The following is a 25,264-nucleotide window of genomic DNA, read 5'->3' on the forward strand; positions in this document are numbered from 1 at the left end:
GCCGGCGTCCGCGTGCGCGGCGCGCGCGAGGCCGAGCGCCGCGGGCGACGCGGACAGCACGCGCTCGAACGGCTTGCCGACCGGCTTCAGCGTGCCCTGCGCATGGAACCAGATCGAGTTGACGGCCGGCAATCCGCGCGCTTCGCGCGCTTCGTTGACCGGATGCTGGAACCACGCCATCTGCACTTCGTTCTGCAGCTTCATCCACATCCGCGAGCGTTCGCCGGTGTGCGCCTCGTGCGGCAGCCAGATCTCGATGTTGCGGCCGCTCGCGCGCAGCGGCGCGGCGCCGGCAAGGCGCGCGAGCTGTTCGCTGGACAGGTACCAGCGCGCCGGCTGCGGCGCTTCGAGCCGCACGCCGAGCTCCTCGATCAGCGGGCGCGCGACCGCGAGCAGTGCGGCGGCATCGCCGTCGTCGAGCGCGAGGCTCGCCGGATCGACGAGCACGAGGTGATCGTGCGCGATTTCGACGTGAACGGGCTCGACGCATGCCCATGCATGCGTGCCGGGGTCGCCGCCGTCCGCCAGCAGCATGTAGGGCGCGAGCGGCGCCTCGTCGGCGGCATTGCCTTGGGTCGCGCCGAACTGGCGGGCCAGCCAGCGCTCGTGCGGCAGCGTGCGCTGGAAGTCCTCGCCGGCCACGCGCTCGACGAGGCTCGCGCGGGCGAGCAACTTTTCGAGCGCGGGACTGTCCAGCGTGTGCAGGGACGAGGCCGCATCGGCCGCCGACGGCAGCGCGAACGGAACGAGAAAATGGAGGCGTCGGTCGTGCATGATGGTGCGCATTGTATGGCAAACTGCGCGCGTGATCGGGCCGGCTGACGGTCCGGGCGGGTCCGAACAGGCCCGATCCCGTCCGGCGACCGCTGTTTTCCGACCGCGCCCGGGCGGCCGGCCGCGGGCCGCCATCCCCGCCGTAACCAGCAGAAAGGATTCGCTTGAAACTTCCGTACGAATGGCAGATCGGCTGGCGCTACACGCGCGCCGGCAAACGCACGACCGGCAACGGCTTCATTTCCTTCATCGCGCTCGTGTCGATGCTCGGCATTGCGCTCGGCGTCGCCGCGCTGATCGTCGTGCTGTCCGTGATGAACGGCTTCCAGAAGGAAGTGCGCGACCGCATGCTGTCGGTGCTCGCGCACGTCGAGGTGTTCTCGCCGACGGGCTCGATGCCCGACTGGCAACTGACCGCGCAGGAAGCGCGCCGCAATCCGGCGGTGATCGGCGCGGCGCCGTACGTCGACGCGCAGGCGCTGCTCACGCGCCAGGACGCGGTGAACGGCGTGCTGCTGCGCGGCGTCGAGCCGTCACTCGAGCCGCAGGTGTCGGACATCGGCAAGGACATGAAGGCGGGCCAGCTCGCCGCGCTCGTGCCCGGCCAGTTCGGCATCGTGCTCGGCGACGCGCTCGCCGGCAATCTCGGCGTGACGGTCGGCGACAAGGTCACGCTGGTGGCGCCCGAAGGCACGATCACGCCGGCCGGGATGATGCCGCGGCTCAAGCAGTTCACGGTCGTCGGCGTGTTCGAGTCCGGGCATTACGAATACGACAGCACGCTCGCGATGATCAACATCCGCGACGCGGAGGCGCTGTTCCGGATGTCGGCACCGACCGGCGTGCGGCTGCGGCTCACCGACATGCAGAAGGCGCCGCAGGTCGCGGTCGAGCTGTCGCACACGCTGTCGGGCAGCCTGTACATCCGCGACTGGACCCAGCAGAACAAAACCTGGTTCTCGGCGGTGCAGATCGAGAAGCGGATGATGTTCATCATCCTTACGCTGATCATCGCGGTCGCGGCGTTCAACCTCGTGTCGTCGCTCGTGATGACGGTGACCAACAAGCAGGCCGACATCGCGATCCTGCGCACGCTCGGCGCGCAGCCGGGCTCGATCATGAAGATCTTCGTCGTGCAGGGCGTGACGATCGGCTTCGTCGGCACCGCGTCCGGCGTCGCGCTCGGTTGCCTGATCGCGTGGAGCATTCCGTGGCTGATCCCGATGATCGAGCATCTGTTCGGCGTGCAGTTCCTGCCGCCGTCCGTGTACTTCATCAGCGAGCTGCCGTCCGAGCTCGTCGCCGGCGACGTGATCAAGATCGGCCTGATCGCGTTCGCGCTGTCGGCCGTGGCGACGCTCTATCCGAGCTGGCGCGGCGCGAAGGTGAAACCGGCGGAGGCGCTTCGCTATGAATGACCGCGCAACCGCATTCGCGGATTCACGACAACCCATCAGACAGGATTCGGCAGGTATGCAGGAATACGTGCTTCAGGCGCGCGGGATCACGAAGGCGTTCGTGCAGGGCGGCTTCAACGTGCAGGTGCTCAACAACGCCGAGCTGACGGTGCGGCGCGGCGAGAAGCTCGCGGTCGTCGGCGCGTCGGGCTCCGGCAAGAGCACGCTGCTGCACGTGCTGGGCGGTCTCGACGAGCCGAGCGCGGGCGAGGTGTCGCTGCTCGGCAAGCCGTTCACGCAGCTCGCCGAGCGCGAGCGCAACGAGCTGCGCAACCGCGCCCTCGGGTTCGTCTACCAGTTCCATCACCTGCTGCCGGAATTCACCGCGCTCGACAACGTCGCGATGCCGCTGCGCATCCGCCGGATGACGACCGAGGACGCGCGCGCGCAGGCACAGGCGATGCTCGAGCGCGTGGGTCTCGGCCCGCGTGCGAAGCACCGGCCGGGCGAGCTGTCCGGCGGCGAGCGGCAGCGCGTCGCGATCGCGCGCGCGCTGGTGACGAAGCCGGCGTGCGTGCTCGCCGACGAGCCGACCGGCAATCTCGACGGCTCGACGGCCGACACCGTGTTCAATCTGATGCTCGAGTTGTCCGAGACGCTCGAAACGAGTTTCGTGATCGTCACGCACGATCCCGAGCTTGCCGCGCGCTGCGACCGCATCATGCGCTTGCGCGACGGCGTGCTGCACGAGGAGCCGGCGCTGCCGGTGTGAACGAACGCGTTCGCCGCTCCGCCCGGTGAAGCCGGGCGACGCGGCGAGCGCGCAGGAAAGCCGCCATGTGGATCGATACGCATTGCCATCTCGATGCCGCCGAATTCGACGCCGACCGCGATGCGGTCGCGCACGCGGCGCGCGCGGCCGGTGTGTCGCGCATCGTGATCCCGAGCGTCGGGCGCGACAATTTCACGACGGTGCGCGACCTGGCGCAGCGCACGCCGGGCGCGGTCTATGCGCTCGGCATCCACCCGTTGTTCACACCGCACGCGCGCGATGAGGATCTCGACCGGCTGCGCATGGAAATCGAGGCGAGCCTCGACGATCCGCGCTTCGTCGCGATCGGCGAGATCGGTCTCGATTACTTCGTGCCGGGCCTCGACGAAGACCGGCAGCAATTCTTCTACCAGGGGCAGTTGCGGCTCGCGCGCGAATTCGACCTGCCGGTGCTGTGCCACGTGCGCAAGTCGCAGGATCGCGTGCTTGCCGGGCTGCGCCGCTTCGGCGTGCAGCGCGGCATCGCGCATGCGTTCAACGGCAGTTTCCAGCAGGCCGGCGCGTATCTCGCGCAGGGGCTGCATCTCGGCTTCGGCGGCAACGTGACGTTCGAGCGCGCGCGGCAGATTCGCCGGCTCGCGGAGCAGTTGCCGCTCGATGCGATCGTCGTCGAGACAGATGCGCCCGATATCGCGCCCGAATGGGCGTACAAATCCCGCAATGCGCCCGATCAGGTGCCGCGCATCGGTGCCGTGCTTGCCGAACTGCGCAGGATCGACGCGCACGCGCTGTCCCTATCCACAACGGCTAACGCGCACGCTGCGCTGCCGCGCCTCGCACTTTCGTCCGCATAATCGTTGCCGGAAGGTGCCGTCCGACGACGGCGGCGCCGGTCGACGAGGAGGCGCGATGCGCGTGAGCTGGATTGCGTTCGCGCTCGGCGTCGCCGTGCTGCAGCAGCAGGCGGCGTTGCCGGGCGCGGGCGTCTGGGCGAGCGGTGCGGTGATGTTCGCGGGGTGCGGCCTGCTGCTCGCATGGGGTGTGCGGCGCCCGCGCACGCGCGCGGTCGTCGCGCTGCGCTGGATGCTGTGCGCGACGGCCGCCTGCGCGATCGGATTCGGCTATGCGGCCGCGCGTGCCGAATGGCGGCTGCGCGACAGTCTGCCCGTCGAGCGGGAAGGCCGCGACATCGTCGTCACGGGTGTGATCCGCGGGTTGCCGGTGATCGACGACAGCGGTGCGCGCTTGCTGTTCGCGGTCGAATCCAACGAGGCGGGGCTGGCCCGCTTTCCACCGGTGATTCGTTTGTCGTGGCGCACGTACGGTGCGTCCGCTGCTTCCACCGCGTCCGCCGACCCGCATGAAGCGCTGCCCGATTTGCGAGCGGCCCAGCGCTGGCGTCTCGTCGTGCGCCTGAAGCGCCCGCATGCGGAGGCGAATCCTTTCGTGCGCGACAGCGAGGCGGCGTGGCTCGCCGCGGGGATCCGGGCGATCGGCTATGTCGTCGCGCCGGAGCGCGCGGAATTGCTCGACGCGCGCGCATCGGGATGGCGCGCGTCGATCGATCGGTCGCGCGACGTGCTGCGCATGCGTATCGGCGAAGCGCTCGGCAGCGGCGCGGGCCATCGCGGCATCGTGACCGCGCTCGCGGTCGGCGATCAATCCGCCATCGGCGACGACGACTGGCGCGTGCTGCGCAATACGGGTACGAGTCATCTGGTCGCGATCTCGGGGATGCACGTCGGGCTCGTCGGCGCGCTCGCCGGCGGGATCGCGTCGATCGTGTGGCGGCGTCTGCGCTGTCGCTCACGTGCGGCGGCGCTGATGGTGCCGGCGCCTTACGTCGCTTCCGTGGCCGCGCTGATCGCCGCCGCCGGCTACGCCGCGCTCGCCGGCTTCAACGTGCCGGCGCAGCGCTCGTGGTGGATGATCGCGGCCGGTGCGGCCGCTTATCTCGCCGGGCGCAGCGTGCCGACCTCCGCCGTGCTGTGCGCCGCGCTCGGCGGCGTGCTGCTCGCCGATCCGTGGGCCGTGTTGTCGGCCGGCTTCTGGCTGTCGTTCGGCGCGGTCGCGGTGATCCTGATGGCCGTGGCCGGGTGGCGCGCGGTGCGCGAATTCGACGGGAATGACGCGGACGGCGGGAGCGGCGCCGCCGATGGAGCGGACGACGGGATCGCCGCGACCGGCCGCCGACGGCGGCTGCGAGCATGGTGCGCGCGGGCCGCGCGCCGAATCGCCGACGCCACGCGCGTGCAGTACGCGGTGACGATCGGGCTCGCGCCGCTGACGGCCGCATGGTTCGCGCAGATCTCGGTGTCGGGCCCGCTCGGCAACGCATTCGCGATTCCTTGGGTCAGCTCCGTCGTGACGCCGATCGTGCTCGCCGGGATCGGATTGCCCGCGCCGCTGGACGGCCATGCGTTCCGGCTCGCGCATGCGGCGCTCGAACCGATGATGGTGCTGCTGCGGCATCTCGCCGACTGGCCGGCCGGCGTGTTGTGGCTGCGCATGCCCGACTGGCCGGTGCTGGCGCTTGCCTGCGTGGGCGTCGGATGGGCGTTGATGCCGCGCGGCTGGCCGCTGCGCTGGGCCGCGCCGATCACGTGGCTGCCGCTCGTTGCGCCCGCACCCGATGCGCCGCCGCCCGGCGGCTTTCGCCTGACGGTGCTCGACGTCGGGCAGGGCGCATCGGTGCTGGTCGAGACCGCGAGCCGGACGCTGCTGTTCGACGCGGGGCCGGGCCCGGAGTCGACTCATGCCGGTGAGCGGATCGTCGCGCCGTCGTTGCGTGCGCGCGGGATCCGGACGGTCGATTCGCTCGTGCTCAGCCATGCGGATGCCGATCACACGGGCGGGGCGGCGGCCGTTTACGCCGCAGCCGACGTGCGTCAGCTGCTTGCCGGCATTGCGCCGCGGCACCGGTTGTGGCGTGCCGCGGAAGCTGCCGGCGTGGCCGATCGGCTGCCGTGCGCGGCCGGGCAGCGGTGGACGTGGGACGGCGTCGTGTTCACGATGCTGTGGCCGTCGCGCGTCGCGGGCGGCGGCCCGTCGAACGAGCAATCGTGCGTGCTGCGCATCGACGCGGGCGGCACGTCGGCGCTGCTGACGGGCGACATCGAAGCGCGCGCCGAGCGGCGGCTCGTGGCCGACGCACGCGATGCGCTGGCCGCGCAGATCCTCGTCGTCGCGCACCACGGCAGCCGTACGTCGTCGGTCGAGCCTTTCCTCGATTCGGTCGGGCCGCGCGTCGCGGTATTTCCTGTAGGCTATCGCAATCGCTTCGGGCATCCGCACCGGACGGTCCTTGCCCGCTACGCGGCGCGCGGGATTCCGCTGCCGCGCACCGATCTCGACGGGGCCGTGCGATTCGACGTCGCGCCGGCGGGCGGCGGTTTCGCGTTCGCGGGTTATCGCGATGTGCAGCGGCGGTACTGGATGGACCGGTGACGGATGCGATCGCGTGCGGTAGAAAACAACGGACTACGGTCAACGTTGCAGCGGCGGTCCATCCGGTCGCCGCGACGCATGAGGCGGGCGTCATGGCTGGTCCGCACTCCCACCGACCGCGAAGCATGGGGTGGGAGCAAGTGCTGAAGCACTAACTCCCACCGACCGCGAAGCATGGGGTGGGAGTAAGTGCTGAAGCACTAACTCCCACCGACAAAGGAGACATTGGCGTTTGAAGGACATCATCCACTTCTCGCATGCGAACGGTTTTCCTGCATCCACGTACCGGACGATCTTCGCCGAGCTGGCAGACGACTACGAGCTGCGCTACATCGAGCGGATCGGTCACGACCGCCGCTATCCGGTGACGCGCGACTGGCCGCATCTCGTCGAACAGCTGCTCGACGACATCGGCCGCCGCTACGAGCGCCCGGTCTGGCTCGTCGGCCATTCGCTCGGCGGCTACCTGTCGCTGATGGCCGCGCTGAAAAAACCGCAGTGGGTGCGCGGCGTGGTGATGATCGATTCGCCGATCATCGCGGGATGGCGGGCGGGCGCGCTGCGCGCGAGCCAGTGGGCCGGGCTCGACGAGCGGCTGTCGCCGGCGGCCGCGACGCGCAACCGGCGTACGCGCTGGGCGAGCCGCGACGAAGCGTGGCGGCACTTTCACGAGAAGCCGGCGTTCGCGCGCTGGGACGAGCGGATGCTGTCCGACTACATCGACTACGGCATTCCGCAGGCAGGCGCCGACGGCGAACGCGCACTCGCGTTCGACCGGCAGGTCGAGTACCTGATCTACCGGACGCTGCCGCATACGCTCGGCCCGCGGCTCGCGCACGGCGCACCGGTGCCGCTCGGCTTTCTGGCCGGCACGCGCTCGCGCGAGGTGCGGCAGGTCGGGCTCGATGCGACGCGCCGCGCCGCGCGCGGGCGCATCGAATGGATCGACGGCAGCCACCTGTTCCCGATGGAGCGGCCGATCGAGACGGCGCGCGCATTGCAGCGGATGCTGAATACGCTGAAGACGGCCGACGGCGGCGTGCCGCGCGACGGCGCCGCGCTCGCGAAGCGCGCGTGATTGCGCATGAAGCGGACGTGAAGCGGCGCGCGCAGCCCCGCGTCGCGCGGGCGCGGTTGCACCGACCGGCCGGCCGGTTCGCACCGGGCGCGCACGGCTGACGCGGCCCGGTCGGAAAGGGCGCGATCATCGCGTCAATTGCTGAGAGAAGGGCGGGCTTTACGGTATAATCCGTTTTTCCCGCGAGCATCCAGCGATGACCAAATATGTTTTCGTCACCGGCGGCGTAGTTTCTTCCCTCGGCAAGGGTATTGCCGCCGCCTCCCTCGCCGCGATCCTCGAATCGCGCGGTCTGAAAGTCACCCTCCTCAAACTCGATCCCTACATCAACGTCGACCCCGGCACGATGAGCCCGTTCCAGCACGGCGAAGTGTTCGTGACGGAAGACGGAGCGGAGACCGACCTCGACCTCGGCCACTATGAGCGCTTCATCAGCACGAAGATGCGCAAGGCCAACAACTTCACGACCGGCCAGATCTACGAATCGGTGATCCGCAAGGAACGCCGCGGCGACTATCTCGGCAAGACCGTGCAGGTGATTCCGCACATCACGAACGAAATCCAGGCGTTCATCGAGCGCGGGGCGGCATCGGCCACCTGCGGCGAGCCGGACGTCGCGATCGTCGAGATCGGCGGCACGGTCGGCGACATCGAGTCGCTGCCGTTCCTCGAGGCCGCGCGGCAGATGAGCCTGCGCCTCGGCCGCAACAGCGCGTGCTTCGTGCACCTGACGCTCGTGCCGTACGTCGCGACGGCCGGCGAGCTGAAGACGAAGCCGACCCAGCACAGCGTGCAGAAGCTGCGCGAGATCGGCATCCTGCCGCACGTGCTGCTGTGCCGTGCGGACCGCCGCATCCCGGACGACGAATCGAAGAAGATCTCGATGTTCTCGAACGTGCCGGAAGACGCGGTGATCTCGGTGTGGGACGCCGACAGCATCTACAAGATTCCGCAGATGCTGCACGACCAGGGTCTCGACCGGATCATCTGCGAAGAGCTGAAGTTGTCGCCGAAGGATGCCGACCTCGGCATGTGGTCGGAGCTCGTCGAGAAACTGGAAAACCCGAAGCAGGAAGTCACGATCGGCATGGTCGGCAAGTACGTCGATCTGACCGAGTCGTACAAGTCGCTGATCGAAGCGCTGCGCCATGCGTCGATCCACACGTCGACCAAGGTCAACATCGAGTACATCGACTCGGAAGAGCTCGAGGCGAACGGTGTCGACAGCCTGAAGCATCTCGACGCCGTGCTGGTGCCGGGCGGCTTCGGCCGTCGCGGCACGGAAGGCAAGATCGCGGCGATCCGCTATGCGCGCGAGTCGAAGGTGCCGTACCTCGGCATCTGCCTCGGCATGCAGCTCGCGGTGATCGAATTTGCGCGCGACGTCGTCGGCCTGAAGCAGGCGAACAGCACGGAGTTCGACCCGGACACGCCGGAACGCGTGGTCGCGCTGATCACCGAATGGTACGACCGCGAAGGCAAGGTCGAGACGCGCAGCGAGGAATCCGACCTCGGCGGCACGATGCGCCTCGGTTCGCAACGCTGCCCGATCAAGCCGGGTACGATGGCCGAGGAGATCTACGGCAAGGACGTGAACGAGCGCCATCGTCACCGTTATGAAGTCAATAACCGCTTCGTGCCCCAGCTCGAAGCCGGCGGCCTTATCATCAGCGCCCGTACCCCGAGCGAGGATCTGCCGGAAATGATGGAGCTGCCGCGTTCGATGCACCCGTGGTTCGTCGGTGTCCAGTTCCACCCGGAATTCACGTCGACGCCGCGTGACGGTCATCCGCTGTTCAAGTCGTTCGTCGAAGCCGCGCTCGCCAACAAGCAAGCGCGCGGAGCAAAAGCATGAAGCTGTGCGATTTCGAGGTCGGTCTCGACCAGCCTTTCTTCCTGATCGCGGGCACCTGCGTCGTCGAATCGGAGCAGATGACGATCGACACGGCCGGCCGCCTGAAGGAGATCTGCGAGAAGCTGAACGTGCCGTTCATCTACAAGTCGTCCTACGACAAGGCGAATCGCAGCTCGGGCAAGTCGTTTCGCGGCCTCGGAATGGACGAGGGGCTGCGGATCCTCGGCGAGGTGAAGCGTCAGCTCGGCCTGCCGGTCTTGACCGACGTGCATTCGATCGACGAGATCGAGCAGGTCGCGTCGGTCGTCGACGTGCTGCAGACGCCCGCGTTCCTGTGCCGCCAGACCGACTTCATCCACGCATGCGCGCGCTCGGGCAAGCCCGTGAACATCAAGAAGGGCCAGTTCCTCGCGCCGCACGACATGAAGAACGTGATCGACAAGGCGCGCGACGCCGCGCGTGAAGCCGGTCTGTCGGAAGACCGCTTCATGGCGTGCGAGCGCGGCGTCTCGTTCGGCTACAACAACCTCGTGTCCGACATGCGTTCGCTTGCGATCATGCGCGAGACGGGCGCGCCGGTCGTGTTCGACGCGACCCATTCGGTGCAGCTGCCGGGCGGGCAGGGCACGAGTTCGGGCGGCCAGCGCGAATTCGTGCCGGTGCTTGCGCGTGCGGCGGTCGCGACGGGGGTCGCGGGCCTCTTCATGGAGACGCACCCGAATCCGGCCGAAGCGAAGTCCGACGGCCCGAATGCGGTGCCGCTGAACCGGATGAGCGCGCTGCTGGAGACGCTCGTCACGCTTGACCAGGCGGTGAAGCGCAATCCGTTCCTGGAAAACGATTTCAACTAAAGATCGAATGAACCTTGCGGCGGCTTCGCGCGTCAGTAGCGAAAGCGGTTGCGGCACGCGTGCCGCCGCAGTTTGAAGAATCCATCGTCATTCTCAGAGGAAACCCATGAGTGCAATCGTAGATATCATCGGCCGCGAGATTCTGGATTCGCGCGGCAACCCCACCGTCGAATGCGACGTGCTGCTCGAATCGGGCACGATGGGCCGCGCGGCGGTGCCGTCGGGCGCGTCCACCGGCTCGCGTGAAGCGATCGAACTGCGCGACGGCGAAGCCGGCCGCTACAACGGCAAGGGCGTGCTGAAGGCGGTCGAGCACATCAACACCGAAATCTCCGAAGCGATCATGGGCCTCGACGCGTCGGAACAGGCGTTCCTCGACAAGACGCTGCTCGAGCTGGACGGCACCGACAACAAGTCGCGCCTCGGCGCGAACGCGATGCTGGCCGTGTCGATGGCCGTCGCGAAGGCAGCCGCCGAAGAAGCCGGCCTGCCGCTGTACCGCTACTTCGGCGGCTCGGGCGCGATGCAGCTGCCGGTGCCGATGATGAACATCGTCAACGGCGGCGCGCATGCGAACAACAGCCTCGACATCCAGGAATTCATGATCGTCCCGGTGAGCCAGCCGACGTTCCGTGAAGCCCTGCGTTGCGGCGCGGAAGTGTTCCATGCGCTGAAGAAGATCCTGAGCGATCGCGGCATGAGCACGGCGGTCGGCGACGAAGGCGGCTTCGCACCGAACTTCGGCAGCAACGACGAGTGCCTGTCGACGATCCTGCAGGCAATCGAGAAGGCCGGCTACCGTGCGGGTGAAGACGTGCTGCTCGCGCTCGACTGCGCGGCATCCGAGTTCTACCACGACGGCAAGTACCAGCTCGCCGGCGAAGGCCTGCAACTGTCGTCGGCCGAATTCACCGACTACCTCGCGACGCTCGCCGACAAGTTCCCGATCGTGTCGATCGAGGACGGCATGCACGAAGGCGACTGGGACGGCTGGAAGCTGCTGACCGAGCGCCTCGGCAAGAAGGTGCAGCTCGTCGGCGACGACCTGTTCGTCACGAACACGCGCATTCTGAAGGAAGGCATCGAGAAGGGCATCGCGAACTCGATCCTGATCAAGATCAACCAGATCGGTACGCTGACCGAAACGTTCGCGGCGATCGAAATGGCGAAGCGCGCGGGCTACACGGCCGTGATCTCGCATCGCTCGGGCGAAACGGAAGATTCGACGATCGCGGACATCGCGGTCGGCCTGAACGCCGGTCAGATCAAGACGGGTTCGCTGTCGCGCAGCGACCGCATCTCGAAGTACAACCAGCTGCTGCGTATCGAGGAAGATCTCGGCGACATCGCGAGCTACCCGGGCAAATCGGCTTTCTATAACCTGCGCTAACGCGCTACTATCGGGTTCGTCATCTCGACGCCGCTCTGTGCATGTCGCGCGGAGCGGCGCTTCTTATATCTGCGTCTCCTACATGCGGCTTGTCACTGTCGTCCTGATTGCCTTGCTGGCGCTCATTCAGTACCCCCTATGGTGGGGACACGGCGGCTGGCTGCGGGTGCATGAATTGCGCCAGCAGCTCGGCGATCAGTTGCAGAAGAATGCGGACGAGAAGCTGCGCAATGAACGGATCGCCGGCGAAGTGCAGGATCTACAGAGCGGCACCGCAGCCATCGAGGAGCGCGCGCGCTACGAAATGGGCATGGTGAAGGATGGCGAAGTATTCGTGCAGTTCGTATCGCCGAATGCGCCGGCCGCGCCGGTGAACAACACACCGTCGAACACGTCGACGCGCGGTGCGGTGTCGGCGGCGCCCGTGCGTGTCGTGCCGAATCCGCAGTCGATCGCGAAGCCGCCGCGGCATCACGGCGGCGACAAAGGCAAGGCCGCGCATCACTGAGCGGCAGTCCGAATCATTGAAAAAGCGCGGGAAATGCCGCGCTTTTTTATTTCCTGCAAGTTGTCAATCGGCGCGGCACGCGCGGGTAGCGTATCACCACCACCAGCCCGGATAGCCGTAGCCGATGCCGGTACCCCACCGGTTGCCCCAGCCGCCGCCGTAATAGCCGCCATAAACCGTCACCGGCGGCGGCGCGTAATACGACCATGCGCGTGCGGCCGCTTCCGCCGCCATCGCATCGTTCTGTTCGCGCAGCACCTGCCGGTCGATCTCGTCGTAGCGCTTGCGCTCGGCGCTCGATAGCGCGGGCGGCTGGCCGCCCGATGCGCCGGCTTCGGGCAGGCGGCTCAGGATCGTCGACGAAGGCGGCTGCACGGCGCAACCGGCGAGAGCCAGCGTGCCGGCTGCGACGCTGGTCAGAAGGAGAGTGCGGAACGGGCGATTCATCTGTTTCTCCAGCAGCGCGCCGACAGCGGGAAGCAGGCTTGTGCCGAAGGCCCGGGCCTACGGTGCGCGAGCCGTGCGTGCGGCGCTCGTGCGTCATTATGCGCCCGCGCTCGCATCGCGCGCACGGGCGCGCGGCTCATCAGTGACGCTGGCCGGTCGCGGGCGTGATGCCGGTCGCGAGTTCCGGCGCGGCGAACAGTTGCGCGACGTCGACGGGATCGAACTCGTAGCGCTGGTTGCAGAACTCGCAGTGGATCTCGACGTGACCGCGCTCGACGATCACGCTGTCGACTTCTTCTCGGCCGAGCATGCGCAGCATCGCGCCGACCTTCTCGCGCGAGCACGAGCACAGGAAGCGCGTGCCGGCCGGATCGAAGTGCTGCACGTTTTCCTGCCAGAAGAGCCGGCGGAACACGACTTCCGGCTCGACCTCGAGCAGTTCCTTCGCGGACAGCGTGCCGCCGAGCGTGCACACGCGCTCCCAGGTATCGGCGTCGGTCTCCGCGTTGCGCGGCACGATGCCGCCGTCGCCCGGCAGCTTCTGCAGCAGCATGCCGACCGCGCGGTCGCGATCGGCGGCGAGCCACAGGCGCGTGTCGAGCTGCTCCGAGTGGTGCATGTATTGCTCGAGCACCTGCGCCACCGATTCGAGCGGGCCGTCGACGCCGTTCAGCGGCACGATCCCCTGGTACGGCTGCTGGCCCGGCAGTTTCTCGGCCGGATCGAGCGTGATCACGCAACGGCCGTGGCCGCTCGCGTTGACGAGCGACGCGAAGCGCGTGTCGTCGTCGATCGTCTGCGCGGCGTCGCCGGCGAACTTGGCTGTCGCGCGCATCGACAGGTCCGAGCTGCACTGGACGACCAGCATCTGGACCGGCCCGTCGCCGAAGATCTGCATGATCAGGGTGCCGTGAAATTTCAGGTTCGCCGACAGCAGCGCGCACGCGGCCATCATCTCGCCGAGCACCGTGCGCACCGGAGCAGGGTAGTCGCGGCGGGAAAGCACCTCTTGCCACGTGTTGCGCAGCGACACGATTTCGCCGCGCACGGGTGCCGAATTGAACATGAATTTCTGTAACTGGTCGCTCACTCTTCTTCCTTGAAATCCGCGCGAATCACCCGATCCGCACGAGTTGCTCCTTGAAATGCGCACGCCGCTCGACGTACGTCTTCGCATTTGCGCGCAGCCGCGCGATGTCGTCAGCCGACAGCTCGCGCACGACTTTCGCCGGCGCGCCGAGAATCAGCGAATTGTCCGGGAACGTCTTGCCTTCCGTCACGACCGCGCCGGCACCGACCAGACAGTTGCGGCCGATCACCGCACCATTCAAGACCACCGCCTGAATTCCGATCAGCGACCCTTCGCCGATCGTGCAGCCGTGCAGCATCGCCTGGTGCCCGATCGTCACGTTTTCGGCAATCGTCAGTGGAAAGCCGGGGTCCGTGTGCAGGACCGCGCCTTCCTGGACGTTGCTGCCGGCGCCGACCGTGATCGTCTCGTTGTCGCCGCGAATCGTCGCGCCGAACCATACGCTCGCGTTCTCGTCGAGCACGACCTTGCCGATGATGGCCGCCGTATCGGCGACGAACACGCTTTCGTGGATCGTCGGGGCCGTATCGCCCAGTTTGTAGATCGTCACGGAGTCTCCTGGTCTCTTCGATGATGGGCGCCGGTAGAATGGCGCGTCTGGCGTGCCGCGCGCATTGCGTCGCGGCGCAAGCGCATATTGTAAACCGTCGCGTGCATGCGCTCCTGCGATGCGCGGGGCGGTCCCCCGTTCGATGAGCATGGAGTCTTCTTCTTTCCCCGCCGCGCCGGTGTGCGTGCGGCGCGGCGCGCTCGACGCGCTGCGGATGTCCGAGCCTGCCGCGAAGGCCGAGCAGGTACGCGCGCTGTACGACGCATGGCTCGCCGGGCAGGCCGCGATCGCGCCCGCTCTGGCGCTGGACGAGCCGGCCGGCCTGCCGGGCCGGCCGGCGCGGCCGCCGCTCGTCGAGCCGCGCCAGCTCGAGCGGCGCAGCATGCGTTCGCCTGCGGGGCGGGCCGTGCTGCTGCACGCGCTCGCGCATATCGAATTCAACGCGATCAACCTCGCGCTCGACGCAGTGTGGCGCTTCGCCGGGATGCCGGACGCGTTCTACGCGGACTGGCTGAAGGTCGCGGCCGAGGAGGCCTATCACTTCACGCTGCTGTCCGACCGGCTCGCGCAAGGGTTCGGGCATGCGTACGGCGATTTCCCCGCGCACGACGGGCTGTGGGAGATGTGCGAGCGGACCAGGGGCGACGTACTTGCGCGGATGGCGCTCGTGCCGCGCACGCTCGAGGCGCGCGGGCTCGACGCGTCGCCGCCGATCCGCGCGCGGCTTCTGCAGGCCGGCGACGACGCGTCCGCGGCGATCCTCGACGTGATCCTGCGCGACGAGATCGGTCACGTCGCGATCGGCAACCGCTGGTTCCGGCATTTGTGCGATTCGGCGGGCCGCGATCCGGTGCCGACCTACCGTGAGCTCGCGGAGCGATACCATGCGCCGCGACTGCGCGGCCCGTTCAATTTCGACGCGCGTCGCACCGCGGGATTCGAGCAGGCGGAGCTGGACGAACTTGCCGCGCAGGACGCCGCGAACGGCAAGACGGCGGATTAGGGCGGCCGCCCAGGGCCGATTTCGCTGCGCGCGCGCTCGGCCGCATGCCGCAAGGCCGTTCGGCGCTGTTCCTGCCTCGTTCCGGCACCACCCGACGCGCCCGCTCCTGATACCGCCGCGTCGCCGCGGCTAGAGAACTGCCTCGACGGCCGGCCGCCGGAACGGAAGCACCGCCGCTATAATCGAACGACCATTCTTTTTTTGGCGGCTGCAATGAATGCCTCGACTTCTGTTTCCGATTTCGTCACGGTGCGCGGCGTGAAGCTGCATGTGCGGCGCTGGGGCCGGCCCGACGCGCCGACGCTGTTCATGCTGCACGGCTGGATGGACGTCGCGGCGTCGTTCCAGTTCGTCGTGGACGCGCTCGCGGGCGACTGGCAGGTGATCGCGCCCGATGCGCGCGGCTTCGGCCTGTCCGACTGGCCGGTCGCGCGGCAGGGCGGTGGTCATTACTGGTTTCACGAATACCTCGGCGATCTCGACGCGCTCGTCGATCACTATGCGCCGACCGGTGAAGTCAACCTGATCGGACACAGCATGGGTGCGAACGTCGTGTGCCTGTACGCGGGCGCGCGGCCCGAGCGCGTGAGGCGCGTGGTCGACCTCGAAGGATTCGGGCTTGCGCCCGCCAAGGCGGAGCAGGCGCCGCGCCGGCTGCGCGGCTGGCTCGACGAACTGCGCGAGCCGCCGGTGCTGCGTCCGTACGCATCGCTCGACGACGTCGCGGCGCGGCTGATCAAGACCAATCCGCGGCTCGCGCCGCGCCGTGCCGCGTTTCTCGCCGCGCACTGGTCGAAGCGCGGCGACGACGGCCAGTACCATCTGCTGGCCGACCCGGCGCACAAGATGGCGGGGCCGCAGCTGTACCGGCTCGACGAGGTGATGGCCGTTTGGAAACAGGTGCGCGCGAAGGTGCTGCACGTCGAGGCCGTCAATTCGCCGACGCTCGCGTACCTCGCGGGCGACATTCCGCTGCCGGAGTTCAAGGCCCGCTTCGCCGCGTTCCCGGACTGGCGCGAAAAGCTCGTCGAGGATGCCGGCCACATGGTCCATCACGATCAGCCGGAGCAGATTGCCGCGCTGATCGAGGCGTTCTGCGCGTAGGCCGGCGGCCGCGGCGCGGCAGGCGGGCGGCGCGATTGCCGCATTGCAGTAGAATGAAGCTTCACCTGCCATACCGACAATGAACGCCGATCTCCACTGCCATTCGAATGTTTCCGACGGGTTGCTGTCGCCTGCCGACGTCGCGCGCCGCGCTCATGCCGGCGGCGTGACCTTGTGGGCGCTGACCGACCACGACGAGATCGGCGGCCAGGCGGCGGCGCGCAGCGAAGCGGAAGCGCTCGGGATGCGCTACCTGAGCGGCGTCGAGATTTCCGTCACGTGGGCGTCGCGCACCGTGCACGTCGTCGGGCTGAACATCGATCCGTCGAATCCGGCGCTCGTCGACGGCCTCTATCGCACGCGTCACGGCCGCGCGGCCCGCGCGCAGGCGATCGCCGCGCAGCTCGAGACGCTCGGGATCCCCGGCGCGTACGAAGGCGCGCTGAAGTACGTTTCGAATCCCGACCTGATCTCGCGCACGCACTTCGCGCGTTTCCTGGTCGAGAACGGCCACGCTGCATCCACGTCGGACGTGTTCGATCGCCTCCTCGGCGACGGCAAGCCCGGTTTCGTTCCGCACCGCTGGGCGACGCTGCCGGACGCCGTCGGCTGGATCCGCGCGGCCGGCGGCGAGGCCGTGATCGCGCACCCGGGCCGCTATCGCTATACGCCGGTCGAATTCGATGCGTTCTTCGGCGAGTTCATCGATCTCGGCGGCCGCGCGATCGAAGTCATCACGGGCAGCCATACGCCCGACCAGTACCGCGAATACGCGGACGTCGCGCGCCGCTTCGGCTTCGAAGTGTCGCGCGGCTCGGATTTCCATGCGCCGGGCGAGGGCCGCATCGAGCTCGGCAGCCTGCCGCCGTTGCCGCCCGACCTGAAACCGGTCTGGGAGCGCTGGCTCTGACGCGCCGCGTGCGCCGGCCGTTCGCGTCGGCGCCCGCGTGCGCATCCGACTTCCCCTTCTTTACGTGCCTTCATGTCCCAGTTCTTCAGGATCCATCCGGATAATCCGCAGCCGCGCCTGATCAAGCAGGCCGCCGACATCGTCAGCAAGGGCGGCGTGATCGCGATGCCGACCGATTCGAGCTACGCGCTCGCGTGCCACCTCGACGACAAGGACGCGGTCGAGCGCGTGCGCCGCATTCGCGGCCTCGACGAGAAGCAGCACCTGTCGCTGCTCGTGCGCGACCTGTCGGAACTCGCGAACTTCGCGATGGTGGACAACCGCCAGTTCCGGCAGATCAAGTCGGTAACGCCGGGTCCGTACGTGTTCATCCTGCAGGCGACGAAAGAGGTGCCGCGCCGGCTGTCGCACCCGTCGCGCAAGACGATCGGGCTGCGCGTGCCCGATCACGCGATCACGCTCGCGCTGCTCGAATCGCTCGGTCAGCCGCTGCTCGGCACGACGCTGATCCTGCCGGAGGACGACGAGCCGCTGAACGATCCGGAGGAGATCCGCGCGCGCCTCGAGAAGCAGGTCGATCTCGTGATCGACGGCGGCGCGTGTCCGCGCGAGCCGTCGACGGTGATCGACCTGACGGGGGACGAACCGCAGCTCGTGCGCGCGGGGCGCGGCGCGCTCGAACCGTTCGGGTTGTCGGTTGCGTAAGCGCCGTTCATTTTTGCGCGAGTGCGCTTGTTACAATAGCGCGATATGGATGCTTCCCTGATACAGACCATCGCCGTCTACGCGCTGCCCGTGATCTTCGCGATCACGCTGCACGAGGCCGCGCATGGCTATGCCGCGCGCCTGCTCGGCGACAACACCGCGTACATGATGGGACGCGTGTCGTTCAATCCGATGCGCCACATCGACCCGCTCGGCACGATCGCGATTCCGCTCGCGATGTATTTCCTGACCGGCGGAGCGTTCCTGTTCGGCTATGCGAAGCCGGTGCCGGTGTCGTTCGGCAACCTGCGGGATCCGCGCTGGGGCAGCTTGTGGGTGTCGCTCGCCGGTCCGGCCTGCAACTTCGTGCAGGCGCTGGTGTGGGGCGTGCTGACCATCGTGCTGCCCGTCGTCGGCATCGACGAACCGTTCTTCACGCGAATGGCCTATGCGGGCGTCAGCGCGAATCTGGTGCTCGGCGTGCTGAACCTGTTTCCGCTGCCGCCGCTCGACGGCGGCCGCATCCTGGCGGCGCTGCTGCCGCCGAAGCAATCGATCGCGCTGTCGCGCATCGAGCCGTACGGTTTCATCATCGTCCTCGTGCTGGTCGCGACGGGCGTGCTGACGAACTTCTGGCTGCGCCCGCTCGTGAACGCCGCGGCCGGCGTGCTGAGCGCCATCCTGTCTCCCTTCGCCTCGCTTTTCTAACGACAATCATGTTCCCAGATCGTATTTTCTCCGGCATGCGACCCACCGGGTCGCTGCACCTCGGCCACTACCACGGCGTGCTGAAAAACTGGGTGAAGCTGCAGTCCGAGTACCCGTGCTTCTTCTGCGTGGTCGATTGGCACGCGCTGACGACGCACTACGAAACGCCCGAGGTCATCGAGAAGAACGTGTGGGACGTGCTGATCGACTGGCTCGCGTCTGGCATCGATCCGGCGCAGGCGACGCTGTTCATCCAGAGCAAGGTGCCCGAGCACGCGGAACTCGCGCTGCTGCTCGGCATGAGTACGCCGCTCGGCTGGCTCGAACGCGTGCCGACCTACAAGGAGCAGATGGAGAAGCTGAAGGACAAGGACCTGTCGACCTACGGCTTCCTCGGCTACCCGGTGCTGATGGCGGCCGACATCCTGCTGTATCGCGGCTCGCTCGTGCCGGTCGGTGAAGACCAGGTGCCGCACGTCGAGATGACGCGCGAGATCGCGCGCCGCTTCAACTACCTGTACGGCCGCGAGCCGGGCTTCGAGGAGAAGGCGCTCGAAGCCGCGAAGAAGCTCGGCGGCAAGCGCGCGAAGCTCTATCACGAGCTGCGCAATGCGTACCAGCAGGAGGGCGACGACGAGGCGCTCGAACAGGCGCGTGCGATGCTGCAGGAATCGCAGAGCCTGTCGATGAGCGACCGCGAGCGCCTGTTCGGCTATCTGGAAGGCGCGCGCAAGATCATCCTGGTCGAGCCGCAGGCGCTGCTGACGGAAGCGTCGCGGATGCCGGGTCTCGACGGCCAGAAGATGTCGAAGTCGTACGGCAACACGATCGGGCTGCGCGAAGACGCCGAAACGATCACGAAGAAGGTCCGCACGATGCCGACCGATCCGGCGCGCGTGCGCCGCACCGATCCGGGCGACCCGGACAAGTGCCCGGTTTGGCAGCTTCACCAGGTCTATACGGACGAAGCGACGCATCAGTGGGTGCAGAACGGCTGCCGCTCTGCGGGCATCGGCTGCCTCGACTGCAAGCAGCCGGTCGTCGAAGGGATCCTGCGCGAACAGCAGCCGATGCTCGAGCGCGCGCAGAAGTACATGGACGACCCGTCGCTGCTGCGCGCGATCGTCGCGGACGGCTGCGACAAGGCGCGCAAGCACGCGGTCGAGACGATGCGCGACGTGCGCGAGGCGATGGGCCTGTCGTATACCTGAGCCCGGCTACATGCGCGAACCTGTCATTGCCGCCGCGGGCGGCCACGTCGCCCAAGCCGAACCGTCGCGCTGGGTTGCGCGCTGGTCGACGCTCGTTCCGGCGGGCGGCGCGGTGCTCGACGTCGCCGCGGGCGGCGGCCGCCATGCGCGCTGGTTCGCGTCGCACGGGCATCCGGTCGTCGCGCTCGATCGCGATCCAGCCGCGCTCGGCGCATTGCGCGCGATCCCCGGCGTCGATGCGCGCGAAGCGGATCTGGAGGGCGCGCCGTGGCCGCTCCCGGCCGGCGCATTGTTCGCGGCCGTGATCGTTACCCATTATCTGCATCGCCCGCTCTGGCCCCATCTGCTCGACGCGGTGGCCCCGGGCGGCGTGCTGATCTACGAAACCTTCGCGCAAGGAAACGAAACGGTCGGCAAACCGTCCAATCCCGCGTTCCTGCTCGCCCCGGGCGAGCTGCTGGACGCGGTGCGCGGCCATCTCCGGGTGGTCGCTTACGAGGACGGATTCGTCGCCGCGCCGCGCGAGGCGTTCGTGCAGCGCATCTGCGCGGTACGCGAGGGCGCGACCCCGGCGGCGGGGGCGGGAATTCCACGTTACGAACTGCCCGGCTAATCCGCTACAATCTCAACGTTTACCGGTACATCAATCAATCGCGTTTCATGGCTAACGGCACCCAAGGCGGCATTCAAATCCGCGGCAGCATCCCCGCGATCGTCACTCCGATGCTCGAAGACGGCAGTCTCGACCTGCCGGCGTTTCGCAAACTGATCGACTGGCACATCGAGGAAGGCACCGACGCGCTCGTCGTGGTCGGCACGAGCGGCGAGTCGGCAACGCTCAACGTCGAAGAGCACATCCTGATGATCCGCACGGCCGTGGAGCATGCGGCGAAGCGCATCCCGATCATCGCGGGCGCCGGCGGCAATTCGACCGCCGAGGCGATCGAGCTGTCCAAGCACGCGAAGGCTGTCGGCGCCGACGCGACGCTGCAGGTCGTGCCGTACTACAACAAGCCCACGCAGGAAGGGATGTACCGTCACTTCAAGGCGATCGCGGAAGCGGTCGACCTCCCGGTGATCCTGTACAACGTGCCGGGCCGCACGGTCGCGGACATGACGCACGAGACGACGCTGCGCCTCGCGCAGGTGCCGGGCATCATCGGCGTGAAGGAAGCGACCGGCAACATCGATCGCGCCGCACACCTGATCAAGGCGGCCCCGAAGCACTTCGCGATCTACAGCGGCGACGATCCGACCGCGATCGCGCTGATGCTGCTCGGCGGCCACGGCAACATCTCGGTGACGGCGAACGTCGCGCCGCGCGCGATGAGCGATCTGTGCCGCGCCGCGCTGGCGGGCGACGTCGCAACGGCGCGCGCGCTGCACATGAAGCTGCTGTCGCTGCACAAGAACCTGTTCATCGAGGCGAATCCGATTCCGGTGAAATGGGCGCTGCAGGCGATGGGCAAGATGCAGGGCGGCATCCGCCTGCCGCTCACGCCGCTCGACGAGCGTTGCCACGATGCCGTGCGTTCGGCTCTCGTCGAGGCCGGCGTTCTCGCCTGATGCCCAGGCGGCCGCGTCCTGCGGCCGCCGGCTCGACCCCTCATCAACCCGCACCGGCCGGCTCCGTCCGGCGCCGCTCCTGACGAGCGTTCTAGCAAGACGAAGGATTTCATGAAACGTTTCGCCTTTTCCTCTCGCGCCATCCAGGTCTCGGTGGTGGCGCTGGCGCTGGGCGCGCTCGCCGGCTGCGATACGCTGAACGATTACCTGGCTCCCGACAGGGTCAACTACAAGAACACCGGTTCGGCGCCGCCGCTCGCGGTGCCGAGCGACCTGAAGCCGGTGCCGACGACGCAGCAGTTCGTTGCGCCGCCGAGCAACGCCGGCCTCGGCACGCTGCCGCCGCGGGCGACGACGGCCGCGGGCAATGCGACCGACGGCGTACCGAGCGCGCAGGATCCGCTCGGCATGCACATCGAGCGCGACGGCGATCGCCGTTGGCTCGTCGTCGACGGCCGCACCCCCGAGCAGCTGTGGCCGATCCTGAAGGAGTTCTGGCAGGAGAACGGCTTCTCGCTGAAGACCGACGCGCCGTCGACCGGCATCATGGCCACCGACTGGGCCGAGAACCGCGCGAACATTCCGGACGACTGGTTCCGCCGCACGATCGGCAAGGTCATCGACTTCGCGTACTCGTCGGGCACGCGCGACCGCTTCCGTACGCTCGTGAACCGTACGCCGGACGGCAACACCGACATCTCCATCACGCACAGCGCGATGGAGGAGATGATGGTCGGTCCGCAGGGCGGCACGTCGTCGCGCTGGGAAGAGCGTCCGCGCAACCCGGTGCTCGAGGCCGTGTTCCTGTCGAAGCTGATGCAGAAGTTCGGCCTGAGCGATGCGCAGGCGAAGCAACTGCTGACCGATGCGCGTCCCGCGACGGCACCGGCGCAAGTCCGCGACACGAGCGGCGGCGCCGCGACGCTGCAACTGGCCGAATCGTTCGACCGCGCGTGGCTGCGCGTCGGTCTCGCGCTCGACCGCACCAACTTCGCGGTCGACAACCGCGACCGCGAGAAGGGCCTGTACACGGTTCGTTACGCGAACACGATGGAAGAGCTGAAGCGCGACGGCCTGTTCGGCAAGCTGTTCTACGGCGGCCCGTCGGCGGCCAAGCCGGGCAAGGAATATCTGGTCAACGTGCGCGCGCAGGGCAACGGCAGCACGCAGGTCGCGGTGGTCGACGCGAACGGCCAGGTCGACAACTCGTCGGACGCGCAGCGAATCATTTCGCTGCTGCACGCGCAACTGAACTGATCGCGTGCGCTTCGCCAGCCTCGGTAGCGGCAGCGAAGGCAACGCGCTGGTCGTCGAGGTCTCGAGCGGCACGACGACCACCCGCGTGCTGCTCGACTGCGGTTTTTCAGCGAAGGAGGTCGAGCGCCGGCTCGGCCGCCTGAATCTCGGCATCGACGATCTCGATGCGATCCTGATCACCCACGAACACAGCGATCACGTCGGTAGCGCGCTGACGCTCGCGCGGCGAGGTTCGCTGCCGCTCTACATGAGCTGGGGCACCGCGCGCGCGGTCGGTGCGGACGATGCCGATGTCGACCTGCACGTGCTGTGGGGCGACGAGACGGCCGCGATACGCGACCTCGCGGTGATGCCTTACACGGTGCCGCACGACGCGCGGGAGCCGCTGCAGTTCGTCTTCATGGACGGTTGCCGCCGGCTCGGCGTGCTGACCGACGTCGGCATGGCCACGCCGCACATCACGACCGTGCTGAGCGGCTGCGACGCGCTCGTGCTCGAATCCAACCACGATACCGCGATGCTCGCCGGGAGCCGCTATCCGCAGTCGCTGAAGGCGCGGATCGGCGGCAGTCACGGGCACCTGAGCAACGATGCCGCGGCCGGCATCCTCGCGTCGCTCGAGCGCAGCCGCCTCCAGCACCTGGTCGCGGCTCATCTGAGCCAGCAGAACAACCGGCCGGAGCTGGCTCGCCAGGCGTTTGCGGGCGTGCTGGGAACGGACGGGGAGGACGTCGTCGTCGCCACGCAGGACACGGGCTTCGACTGGCTCACGCTCGGCTGAGCGCGCCAGGAAGAGCGTGGCGGTGTCGTCGGCCGCAGCGGCGGTATCGCGCGGCGCGCGAAAGCGACAGACGCAAAAAAACCGGCCCGAAGGGCCGGTTTTTTTTCAGCTGATGCTGAGGCTTACTGGCTTGCGCCCGAAGCCGGAGCAGCCGTCGCTGCCGAAGCAGCCGACGCCACAGCAGCAGCTGCATCGCTCGCAGCAGCCGAAGCCGACGAAGCTGCAGCCGAAGCGTCGCTCGCAGCACCAGCAACTGCCGAAGCAGCCGACGAAGCAGCAGCCGACGCGTCGCTAGCAGCCGACGAAGCAGCTTGATCAGCGCTCTTGTTGCAAGCAGCCAGTGCAACAGCAGCCAACAGGGAAGCTACGAGGAGGGATTTCTTCATGATCACGTCCTTTTATGGTTAAAGGTAAGCAACAGCGCGAAACAATACCGGTAATGTGCTCCAACACCGACCTGGGCCGCTGGTGGAGACGCACTTCTAGAGCGTGAATCTTCCCTACGGCTTGGGCGGAAATTATATGCACTTTCCTATCGACCGTCGACAAATGCGGGGTCAATACGTTGTCTTTCCCATACAGAATTTGATCTGTACGGGCATACGGGGCGATTCACTAAATCCGGTTTCCGACCCGTATCCAGCCCGCACAATACCACTCGTGCAGCAAGGCTGTCATTGAAGGAACCCGGGATAGTGTTACAAACCGTTTCGCCTCCATCCGACGCAGATTCGCCAGTTCGGGCAGCCATTCACGAGCCTGCTCGAGCGGTTCTTCTTCGCCATTAATGAAGTACGAGCGCGCGTTATACATCAATGCGGCCCTTCTGTCGAGATATACGCCGCGGCGTGACGCCTGCGCGACGAACGCGGCCTCGGACAGCGGGCGCGCTGGCGGCTCGAACACCACGTTCGATTTGGGTTCGCTCAGGTAGCAGCCGAGGAATTCGGCGACGTCGCGCTTGCGCCAGCGGATCGCATCGACGATCTCCGCGACGCGTTCGACCATCGCCGGGGGCAACTGCGCGGGCGTGTCGACCGCCGGCTGCTTCGGATCGCGGTAGAGCGCGTCGCCGCGCGCGTCGCGCAGGCCGCCGCGTTCCGCGAGGTAGTACAGGAATTGCGCGCCCAGTTCGCCCGCCGACGGCGCCCGAAAGCCGATCGAGCAGGTCATGCACTCGCCTTCGGCCACGCCGTCGTGCGCGATGTGCGGCGGCAGGTACAGCATGTCGCCGGGCTCCAGCACCCACTCGTCGCTCGGTTCGAAATGCTCGAGGATCTTCAGCGGCACGTCCGGCCGCAGCGACAGGTCCGTCTGCGCGCCGATGCGCCAGCGGCGCCGGCCTTCGACCTGCAGCAGGAACACGTCGTACGAGTCGAAGTGCGGGCCGACGCCGCCGCCGTCCGTCGCATACGAAATCATCAGGTCGTCGAGCCGCGCGTCCGGGACGAAACGGAACCGGTCGAGCAGCGCGCGTGCGGCGTCGACGTGCAGGTCGAGACCCTGCACGAGCAAGGACCAGGACTTGCGCGACACGGCCGGCAGCGTGCCGGGCTCGAACGGACCATGCGCCAGTTGCCACTTGTTACGAAAATGGGTGATGAGTCGCGATTCGGCGTCATAGTCGGCTGCCAGCTCGAACAGCGCATCGCGCGTGACCGGCGGCTTCACGCCCGGGATCGCCTGGCGGATCAGCAGCGGTTTCTTCTGCCAATAGCGGCGCATGAATTGCGCCGGCGTAAGGCCGCCGAGTAGTGGCGTGGGAAGATCGGAAGGCGGCGCGCCGAGCGGGGCGGTAGCGGCGTCCCGCGGTTCGGCTTGAGACCGGTTGCGCATCGTATAATGAGATTTGTATTTGGG

General features: G+C 67.7%; 26 protein-coding genes. 20 read left to right on the forward strand and 6 right to left on the reverse strand.

Annotated features, from left to right (window positions below):
* Nucleotides 1–786: regulator (locus BSE24067_RS25445; RefSeq protein WP_174904899.1), on the reverse strand; the 786-nt coding region annotated here is incomplete at its 3' end.
* Nucleotides 787–938: 152 nt separating this feature from the next.
* Here BSE24067_RS25445 and BSE24067_RS25450 point away from each other — a divergent pair.
* The 9 genes from BSE24067_RS25450 to ftsB all read left to right on the forward strand — a co-directional run bounded on the left by BSE24067_RS25450 (nucleotide 939) and on the right by ftsB (nucleotide 12,072).
* A complete protein-coding gene (locus BSE24067_RS25450) occupies nucleotides 939–2,192 on the forward strand; it encodes a lipoprotein-releasing ABC transporter permease subunit (protein WP_151066983.1) in 1,254 nt (417 codons plus the stop codon).
* On the forward strand, nucleotides 2,185–2,943 hold the full coding sequence (gene lolD / locus BSE24067_RS25455) for a lipoprotein-releasing ABC transporter ATP-binding protein LolD (protein ID WP_420883500.1): 759 nt from the start codon (nucleotides 2,185–2,187) through the stop codon (nucleotides 2,941–2,943). The genes BSE24067_RS25450 and lolD overlap by 8 nt, the downstream gene beginning before the upstream one ends.
* Before the next feature lie 65 nt (nucleotides 2,944–3,008).
* Nucleotides 3,009–3,797 (forward strand): TatD family hydrolase, encoded by a 789-nt coding sequence (locus tag BSE24067_RS25460; RefSeq protein WP_151066985.1) that lies wholly within the window; start codon nucleotides 3,009–3,011, stop codon nucleotides 3,795–3,797.
* Between the two features lie 55 nt (nucleotides 3,798–3,852).
* On the forward strand, nucleotides 3,853–6,390 hold the full coding sequence (locus BSE24067_RS25465; protein ID WP_151066986.1) for a DNA internalization-related competence protein ComEC/Rec2: 2,538 nt from the start codon (nucleotides 3,853–3,855) through the stop codon (nucleotides 6,388–6,390).
* A 232-nt stretch (nucleotides 6,391–6,622) separates the two neighbouring features.
* On the forward strand, nucleotides 6,623–7,468 hold the full coding sequence (locus BSE24067_RS25470) for an alpha/beta fold hydrolase (RefSeq protein WP_151066987.1): 846 nt from the start codon (nucleotides 6,623–6,625) through the stop codon (nucleotides 7,466–7,468).
* Nucleotides 7,469–7,664: 196 nt separating this feature from the next.
* Complete coding sequence (locus tag BSE24067_RS25475; RefSeq protein ID WP_151066988.1) at nucleotides 7,665–9,323, forward strand: CTP synthase; 1,659 nt, start codon at nucleotides 7,665–7,667, stop codon at nucleotides 9,321–9,323.
* Nucleotides 9,320–10,174: a 3-deoxy-8-phosphooctulonate synthase gene (gene kdsA / locus BSE24067_RS25480; protein WP_151066989.1), complete on the forward strand. Its 855-nt coding sequence runs from the start codon at nucleotides 9,320–9,322 to the stop codon at nucleotides 10,172–10,174. Before BSE24067_RS25475 ends, kdsA begins: the two co-directional genes overlap by 4 nt.
* A 106-nt stretch (nucleotides 10,175–10,280) precedes the next feature.
* Nucleotides 10,281–11,564, forward strand: a complete 1,284-nt coding sequence (eno, locus tag BSE24067_RS25485) for a phosphopyruvate hydratase (protein WP_011885396.1) — start codon at nucleotides 10,281–10,283, stop codon at nucleotides 11,562–11,564.
* An 82-nt stretch (nucleotides 11,565–11,646) separates the two neighbouring features.
* The gene (gene ftsB / locus BSE24067_RS25490) at nucleotides 11,647–12,072 is read left to right on the forward strand and encodes a cell division protein FtsB (RefSeq protein WP_151067003.1); all 426 of its coding nucleotides are present in this window, start codon (nucleotides 11,647–11,649) and stop codon (nucleotides 12,070–12,072) included.
* A 93-nt stretch (nucleotides 12,073–12,165) separates the two neighbouring features.
* Here the strand turns inward: ftsB and BSE24067_RS25495 are convergent, their stop codons facing one another.
* The 3 genes from BSE24067_RS25495 to BSE24067_RS25505 form a co-directional block, all read right to left on the reverse strand.
* Entirely contained in the window at nucleotides 12,166–12,519 is a 354-nt protein-coding gene (locus tag BSE24067_RS25495; RefSeq protein ID WP_151066990.1) for a hypothetical protein, read from the reverse strand.
* A gap of 139 nt (nucleotides 12,520–12,658) precedes the next feature.
* Nucleotides 12,659–13,609, reverse strand: coding sequence for an Hsp33 family molecular chaperone HslO (gene hslO / locus BSE24067_RS25500; protein WP_151066991.1), 951 nt, complete (start codon nucleotides 13,607–13,609; stop codon nucleotides 12,659–12,661).
* Nucleotides 13,610–13,634: 25 nt separating this feature from the next.
* A complete protein-coding gene (locus BSE24067_RS25505; RefSeq protein ID WP_040144554.1) occupies nucleotides 13,635–14,159 on the reverse strand; it encodes a gamma carbonic anhydrase family protein in 525 nt (174 codons plus the stop codon).
* 142 nt (nucleotides 14,160–14,301) lie between these two features.
* On the opposite strand from BSE24067_RS25505, the gene BSE24067_RS25510 reads away from it, so the two are divergent.
* The 11 genes from BSE24067_RS25510 to BSE24067_RS25560 all read left to right on the forward strand — a co-directional run bounded on the left by BSE24067_RS25510 (nucleotide 14,302) and on the right by BSE24067_RS25560 (nucleotide 23,699).
* On the forward strand, nucleotides 14,302–15,162 hold the full coding sequence (locus tag BSE24067_RS25510) for a ferritin-like domain-containing protein (RefSeq protein WP_151066992.1): 861 nt from the start codon (nucleotides 14,302–14,304) through the stop codon (nucleotides 15,160–15,162).
* A 213-nt stretch (nucleotides 15,163–15,375) separates the two neighbouring features.
* Nucleotides 15,376–16,266 (forward strand): alpha/beta fold hydrolase, encoded by an 891-nt coding sequence (locus BSE24067_RS25515; protein WP_151066993.1) that lies wholly within the window; start codon nucleotides 15,376–15,378, stop codon nucleotides 16,264–16,266.
* 79 nt (nucleotides 16,267–16,345) lie between these two features.
* Nucleotides 16,346–17,176: a 3',5'-nucleoside bisphosphate phosphatase gene (locus BSE24067_RS25520; RefSeq protein ID WP_151066994.1), complete on the forward strand. Its 831-nt coding sequence runs from the start codon at nucleotides 16,346–16,348 to the stop codon at nucleotides 17,174–17,176.
* A gap of 72 nt (nucleotides 17,177–17,248) precedes the next feature.
* Nucleotides 17,249–17,881, forward strand: a complete 633-nt coding sequence (locus BSE24067_RS25525; RefSeq protein WP_151066995.1) for an L-threonylcarbamoyladenylate synthase — start codon at nucleotides 17,249–17,251, stop codon at nucleotides 17,879–17,881.
* Nucleotides 17,882–17,926: 45 nt separating this feature from the next.
* Nucleotides 17,927–18,589 (forward strand): site-2 protease family protein, encoded by a 663-nt coding sequence (locus BSE24067_RS25530; RefSeq protein ID WP_040144550.1) that lies wholly within the window; start codon nucleotides 17,927–17,929, stop codon nucleotides 18,587–18,589.
* Between the two features lie 8 nt (nucleotides 18,590–18,597).
* A complete protein-coding gene (locus BSE24067_RS25535; RefSeq protein ID WP_151066996.1) occupies nucleotides 18,598–19,800 on the forward strand; it encodes a tryptophan--tRNA ligase in 1,203 nt (400 codons plus the stop codon).
* A gap of 10 nt (nucleotides 19,801–19,810) precedes the next feature.
* Nucleotides 19,811–20,413, forward strand: coding sequence for a class I SAM-dependent methyltransferase (locus BSE24067_RS25540; RefSeq protein WP_151066997.1), 603 nt, complete (start codon nucleotides 19,811–19,813; stop codon nucleotides 20,411–20,413).
* Between the two features lie 47 nt (nucleotides 20,414–20,460).
* Nucleotides 20,461–21,366: a 4-hydroxy-tetrahydrodipicolinate synthase gene (gene dapA / locus BSE24067_RS25545; RefSeq protein ID WP_151066998.1), complete on the forward strand. Its 906-nt coding sequence runs from the start codon at nucleotides 20,461–20,463 to the stop codon at nucleotides 21,364–21,366.
* A 111-nt stretch (nucleotides 21,367–21,477) separates the two neighbouring features.
* Nucleotides 21,478–22,623 (forward strand): outer membrane protein assembly factor BamC, encoded by a 1,146-nt coding sequence (gene bamC / locus BSE24067_RS25550; protein ID WP_151066999.1) that lies wholly within the window; start codon nucleotides 21,478–21,480, stop codon nucleotides 22,621–22,623.
* Nucleotides 22,624–22,627: 4 nt separating this feature from the next.
* The gene (locus tag BSE24067_RS25555) at nucleotides 22,628–23,404 is read left to right on the forward strand and encodes an MBL fold metallo-hydrolase (protein ID WP_151067000.1); all 777 of its coding nucleotides are present in this window, start codon (nucleotides 22,628–22,630) and stop codon (nucleotides 23,402–23,404) included.
* A 112-nt stretch (nucleotides 23,405–23,516) separates the two neighbouring features.
* Nucleotides 23,517–23,699 (forward strand): hypothetical protein, encoded by a 183-nt coding sequence (locus BSE24067_RS25560; RefSeq protein ID WP_170297531.1) that lies wholly within the window; start codon nucleotides 23,517–23,519, stop codon nucleotides 23,697–23,699.
* 20 nt (nucleotides 23,700–23,719) lie between these two features.
* On the opposite strand, the gene BSE24067_RS33140 is transcribed toward BSE24067_RS25560, so the two are convergent.
* Both BSE24067_RS33140 and BSE24067_RS25565 read right to left on the reverse strand, forming a co-directional pair.
* Nucleotides 23,720–23,965: a hypothetical protein gene (locus BSE24067_RS33140; protein ID WP_011657350.1), complete on the reverse strand. Its 246-nt coding sequence runs from the start codon at nucleotides 23,963–23,965 to the stop codon at nucleotides 23,720–23,722.
* A 54-nt stretch (nucleotides 23,966–24,019) separates the two neighbouring features.
* Nucleotides 24,020–25,240: a cupin domain-containing protein gene (locus BSE24067_RS25565; protein ID WP_151067001.1), complete on the reverse strand. Its 1,221-nt coding sequence runs from the start codon at nucleotides 25,238–25,240 to the stop codon at nucleotides 24,020–24,022.
* Between the last annotated feature and the right edge of the window lie 24 nt (nucleotides 25,241–25,264).

The organism is Burkholderia latens (assembly GCF_902499045.1).
Taxonomy (GTDB): Bacteria; Pseudomonadota; Gammaproteobacteria; order Burkholderiales; family Burkholderiaceae; genus Burkholderia; species Burkholderia latens.

Excerpts from the sequence above, each read along its gene's own strand:
- lolD (WP_420883500.1), top strand. The coding sequence starts at position 2,185 with ATGAATGACCGCGCAACCGCATTCGCGGATTCACGACAACCCATCAGA.
- BSE24067_RS25460 (WP_151066985.1), top strand. The coding sequence starts at position 3,009 with ATGTGGATCGATACGCATTGCCATCTCGATGCCGCCGAATTCGACGCC.
- BSE24067_RS25465 (WP_151066986.1), top strand. The coding sequence starts at position 3,853 with ATGCGCGTGAGCTGGATTGCGTTCGCGCTCGGCGTCGCCGTGCTGCAG.
- BSE24067_RS25475 (WP_151066988.1), top strand. The coding sequence starts at position 7,665 with ATGACCAAATATGTTTTCGTCACCGGCGGCGTAGTTTCTTCCCTCGGC.
- kdsA (WP_151066989.1), top strand. The coding sequence starts at position 9,320 with ATGAAGCTGTGCGATTTCGAGGTCGGTCTCGACCAGCCTTTCTTCCTG.
- eno (WP_011885396.1), top strand. The coding sequence starts at position 10,281 with ATGAGTGCAATCGTAGATATCATCGGCCGCGAGATTCTGGATTCGCGC.
- ftsB (WP_151067003.1), top strand. The coding sequence starts at position 11,647 with ATGCGGCTTGTCACTGTCGTCCTGATTGCCTTGCTGGCGCTCATTCAG.
- BSE24067_RS25495 (WP_151066990.1), bottom strand. The coding sequence starts at position 12,519 with ATGAATCGCCCGTTCCGCACTCTCCTTCTGACCAGCGTCGCAGCCGGC.
- BSE24067_RS25510 (WP_151066992.1), top strand. The coding sequence starts at position 14,302 with ATGAGCATGGAGTCTTCTTCTTTCCCCGCCGCGCCGGTGTGCGTGCGG.
- BSE24067_RS25515 (WP_151066993.1), top strand. The coding sequence starts at position 15,376 with ATGAATGCCTCGACTTCTGTTTCCGATTTCGTCACGGTGCGCGGCGTG.
- BSE24067_RS25520 (WP_151066994.1), top strand. The coding sequence starts at position 16,346 with ATGAACGCCGATCTCCACTGCCATTCGAATGTTTCCGACGGGTTGCTG.
- BSE24067_RS25525 (WP_151066995.1), top strand. The coding sequence starts at position 17,249 with ATGTCCCAGTTCTTCAGGATCCATCCGGATAATCCGCAGCCGCGCCTG.
- BSE24067_RS25530 (WP_040144550.1), top strand. The coding sequence starts at position 17,927 with ATGGATGCTTCCCTGATACAGACCATCGCCGTCTACGCGCTGCCCGTG.
- BSE24067_RS25535 (WP_151066996.1), top strand. The coding sequence starts at position 18,598 with ATGTTCCCAGATCGTATTTTCTCCGGCATGCGACCCACCGGGTCGCTG.
- BSE24067_RS25540 (WP_151066997.1), top strand. The coding sequence starts at position 19,811 with ATGCGCGAACCTGTCATTGCCGCCGCGGGCGGCCACGTCGCCCAAGCC.
- dapA (WP_151066998.1), top strand. The coding sequence starts at position 20,461 with ATGGCTAACGGCACCCAAGGCGGCATTCAAATCCGCGGCAGCATCCCC.
- bamC (WP_151066999.1), top strand. The coding sequence starts at position 21,478 with ATGAAACGTTTCGCCTTTTCCTCTCGCGCCATCCAGGTCTCGGTGGTG.
- BSE24067_RS25560 (WP_170297531.1), top strand. The coding sequence starts at position 23,517 with ATGCTGAGGCTTACTGGCTTGCGCCCGAAGCCGGAGCAGCCGTCGCTG.
- BSE24067_RS25565 (WP_151067001.1), bottom strand. The coding sequence starts at position 25,240 with ATGCGCAACCGGTCTCAAGCCGAACCGCGGGACGCCGCTACCGCCCCG.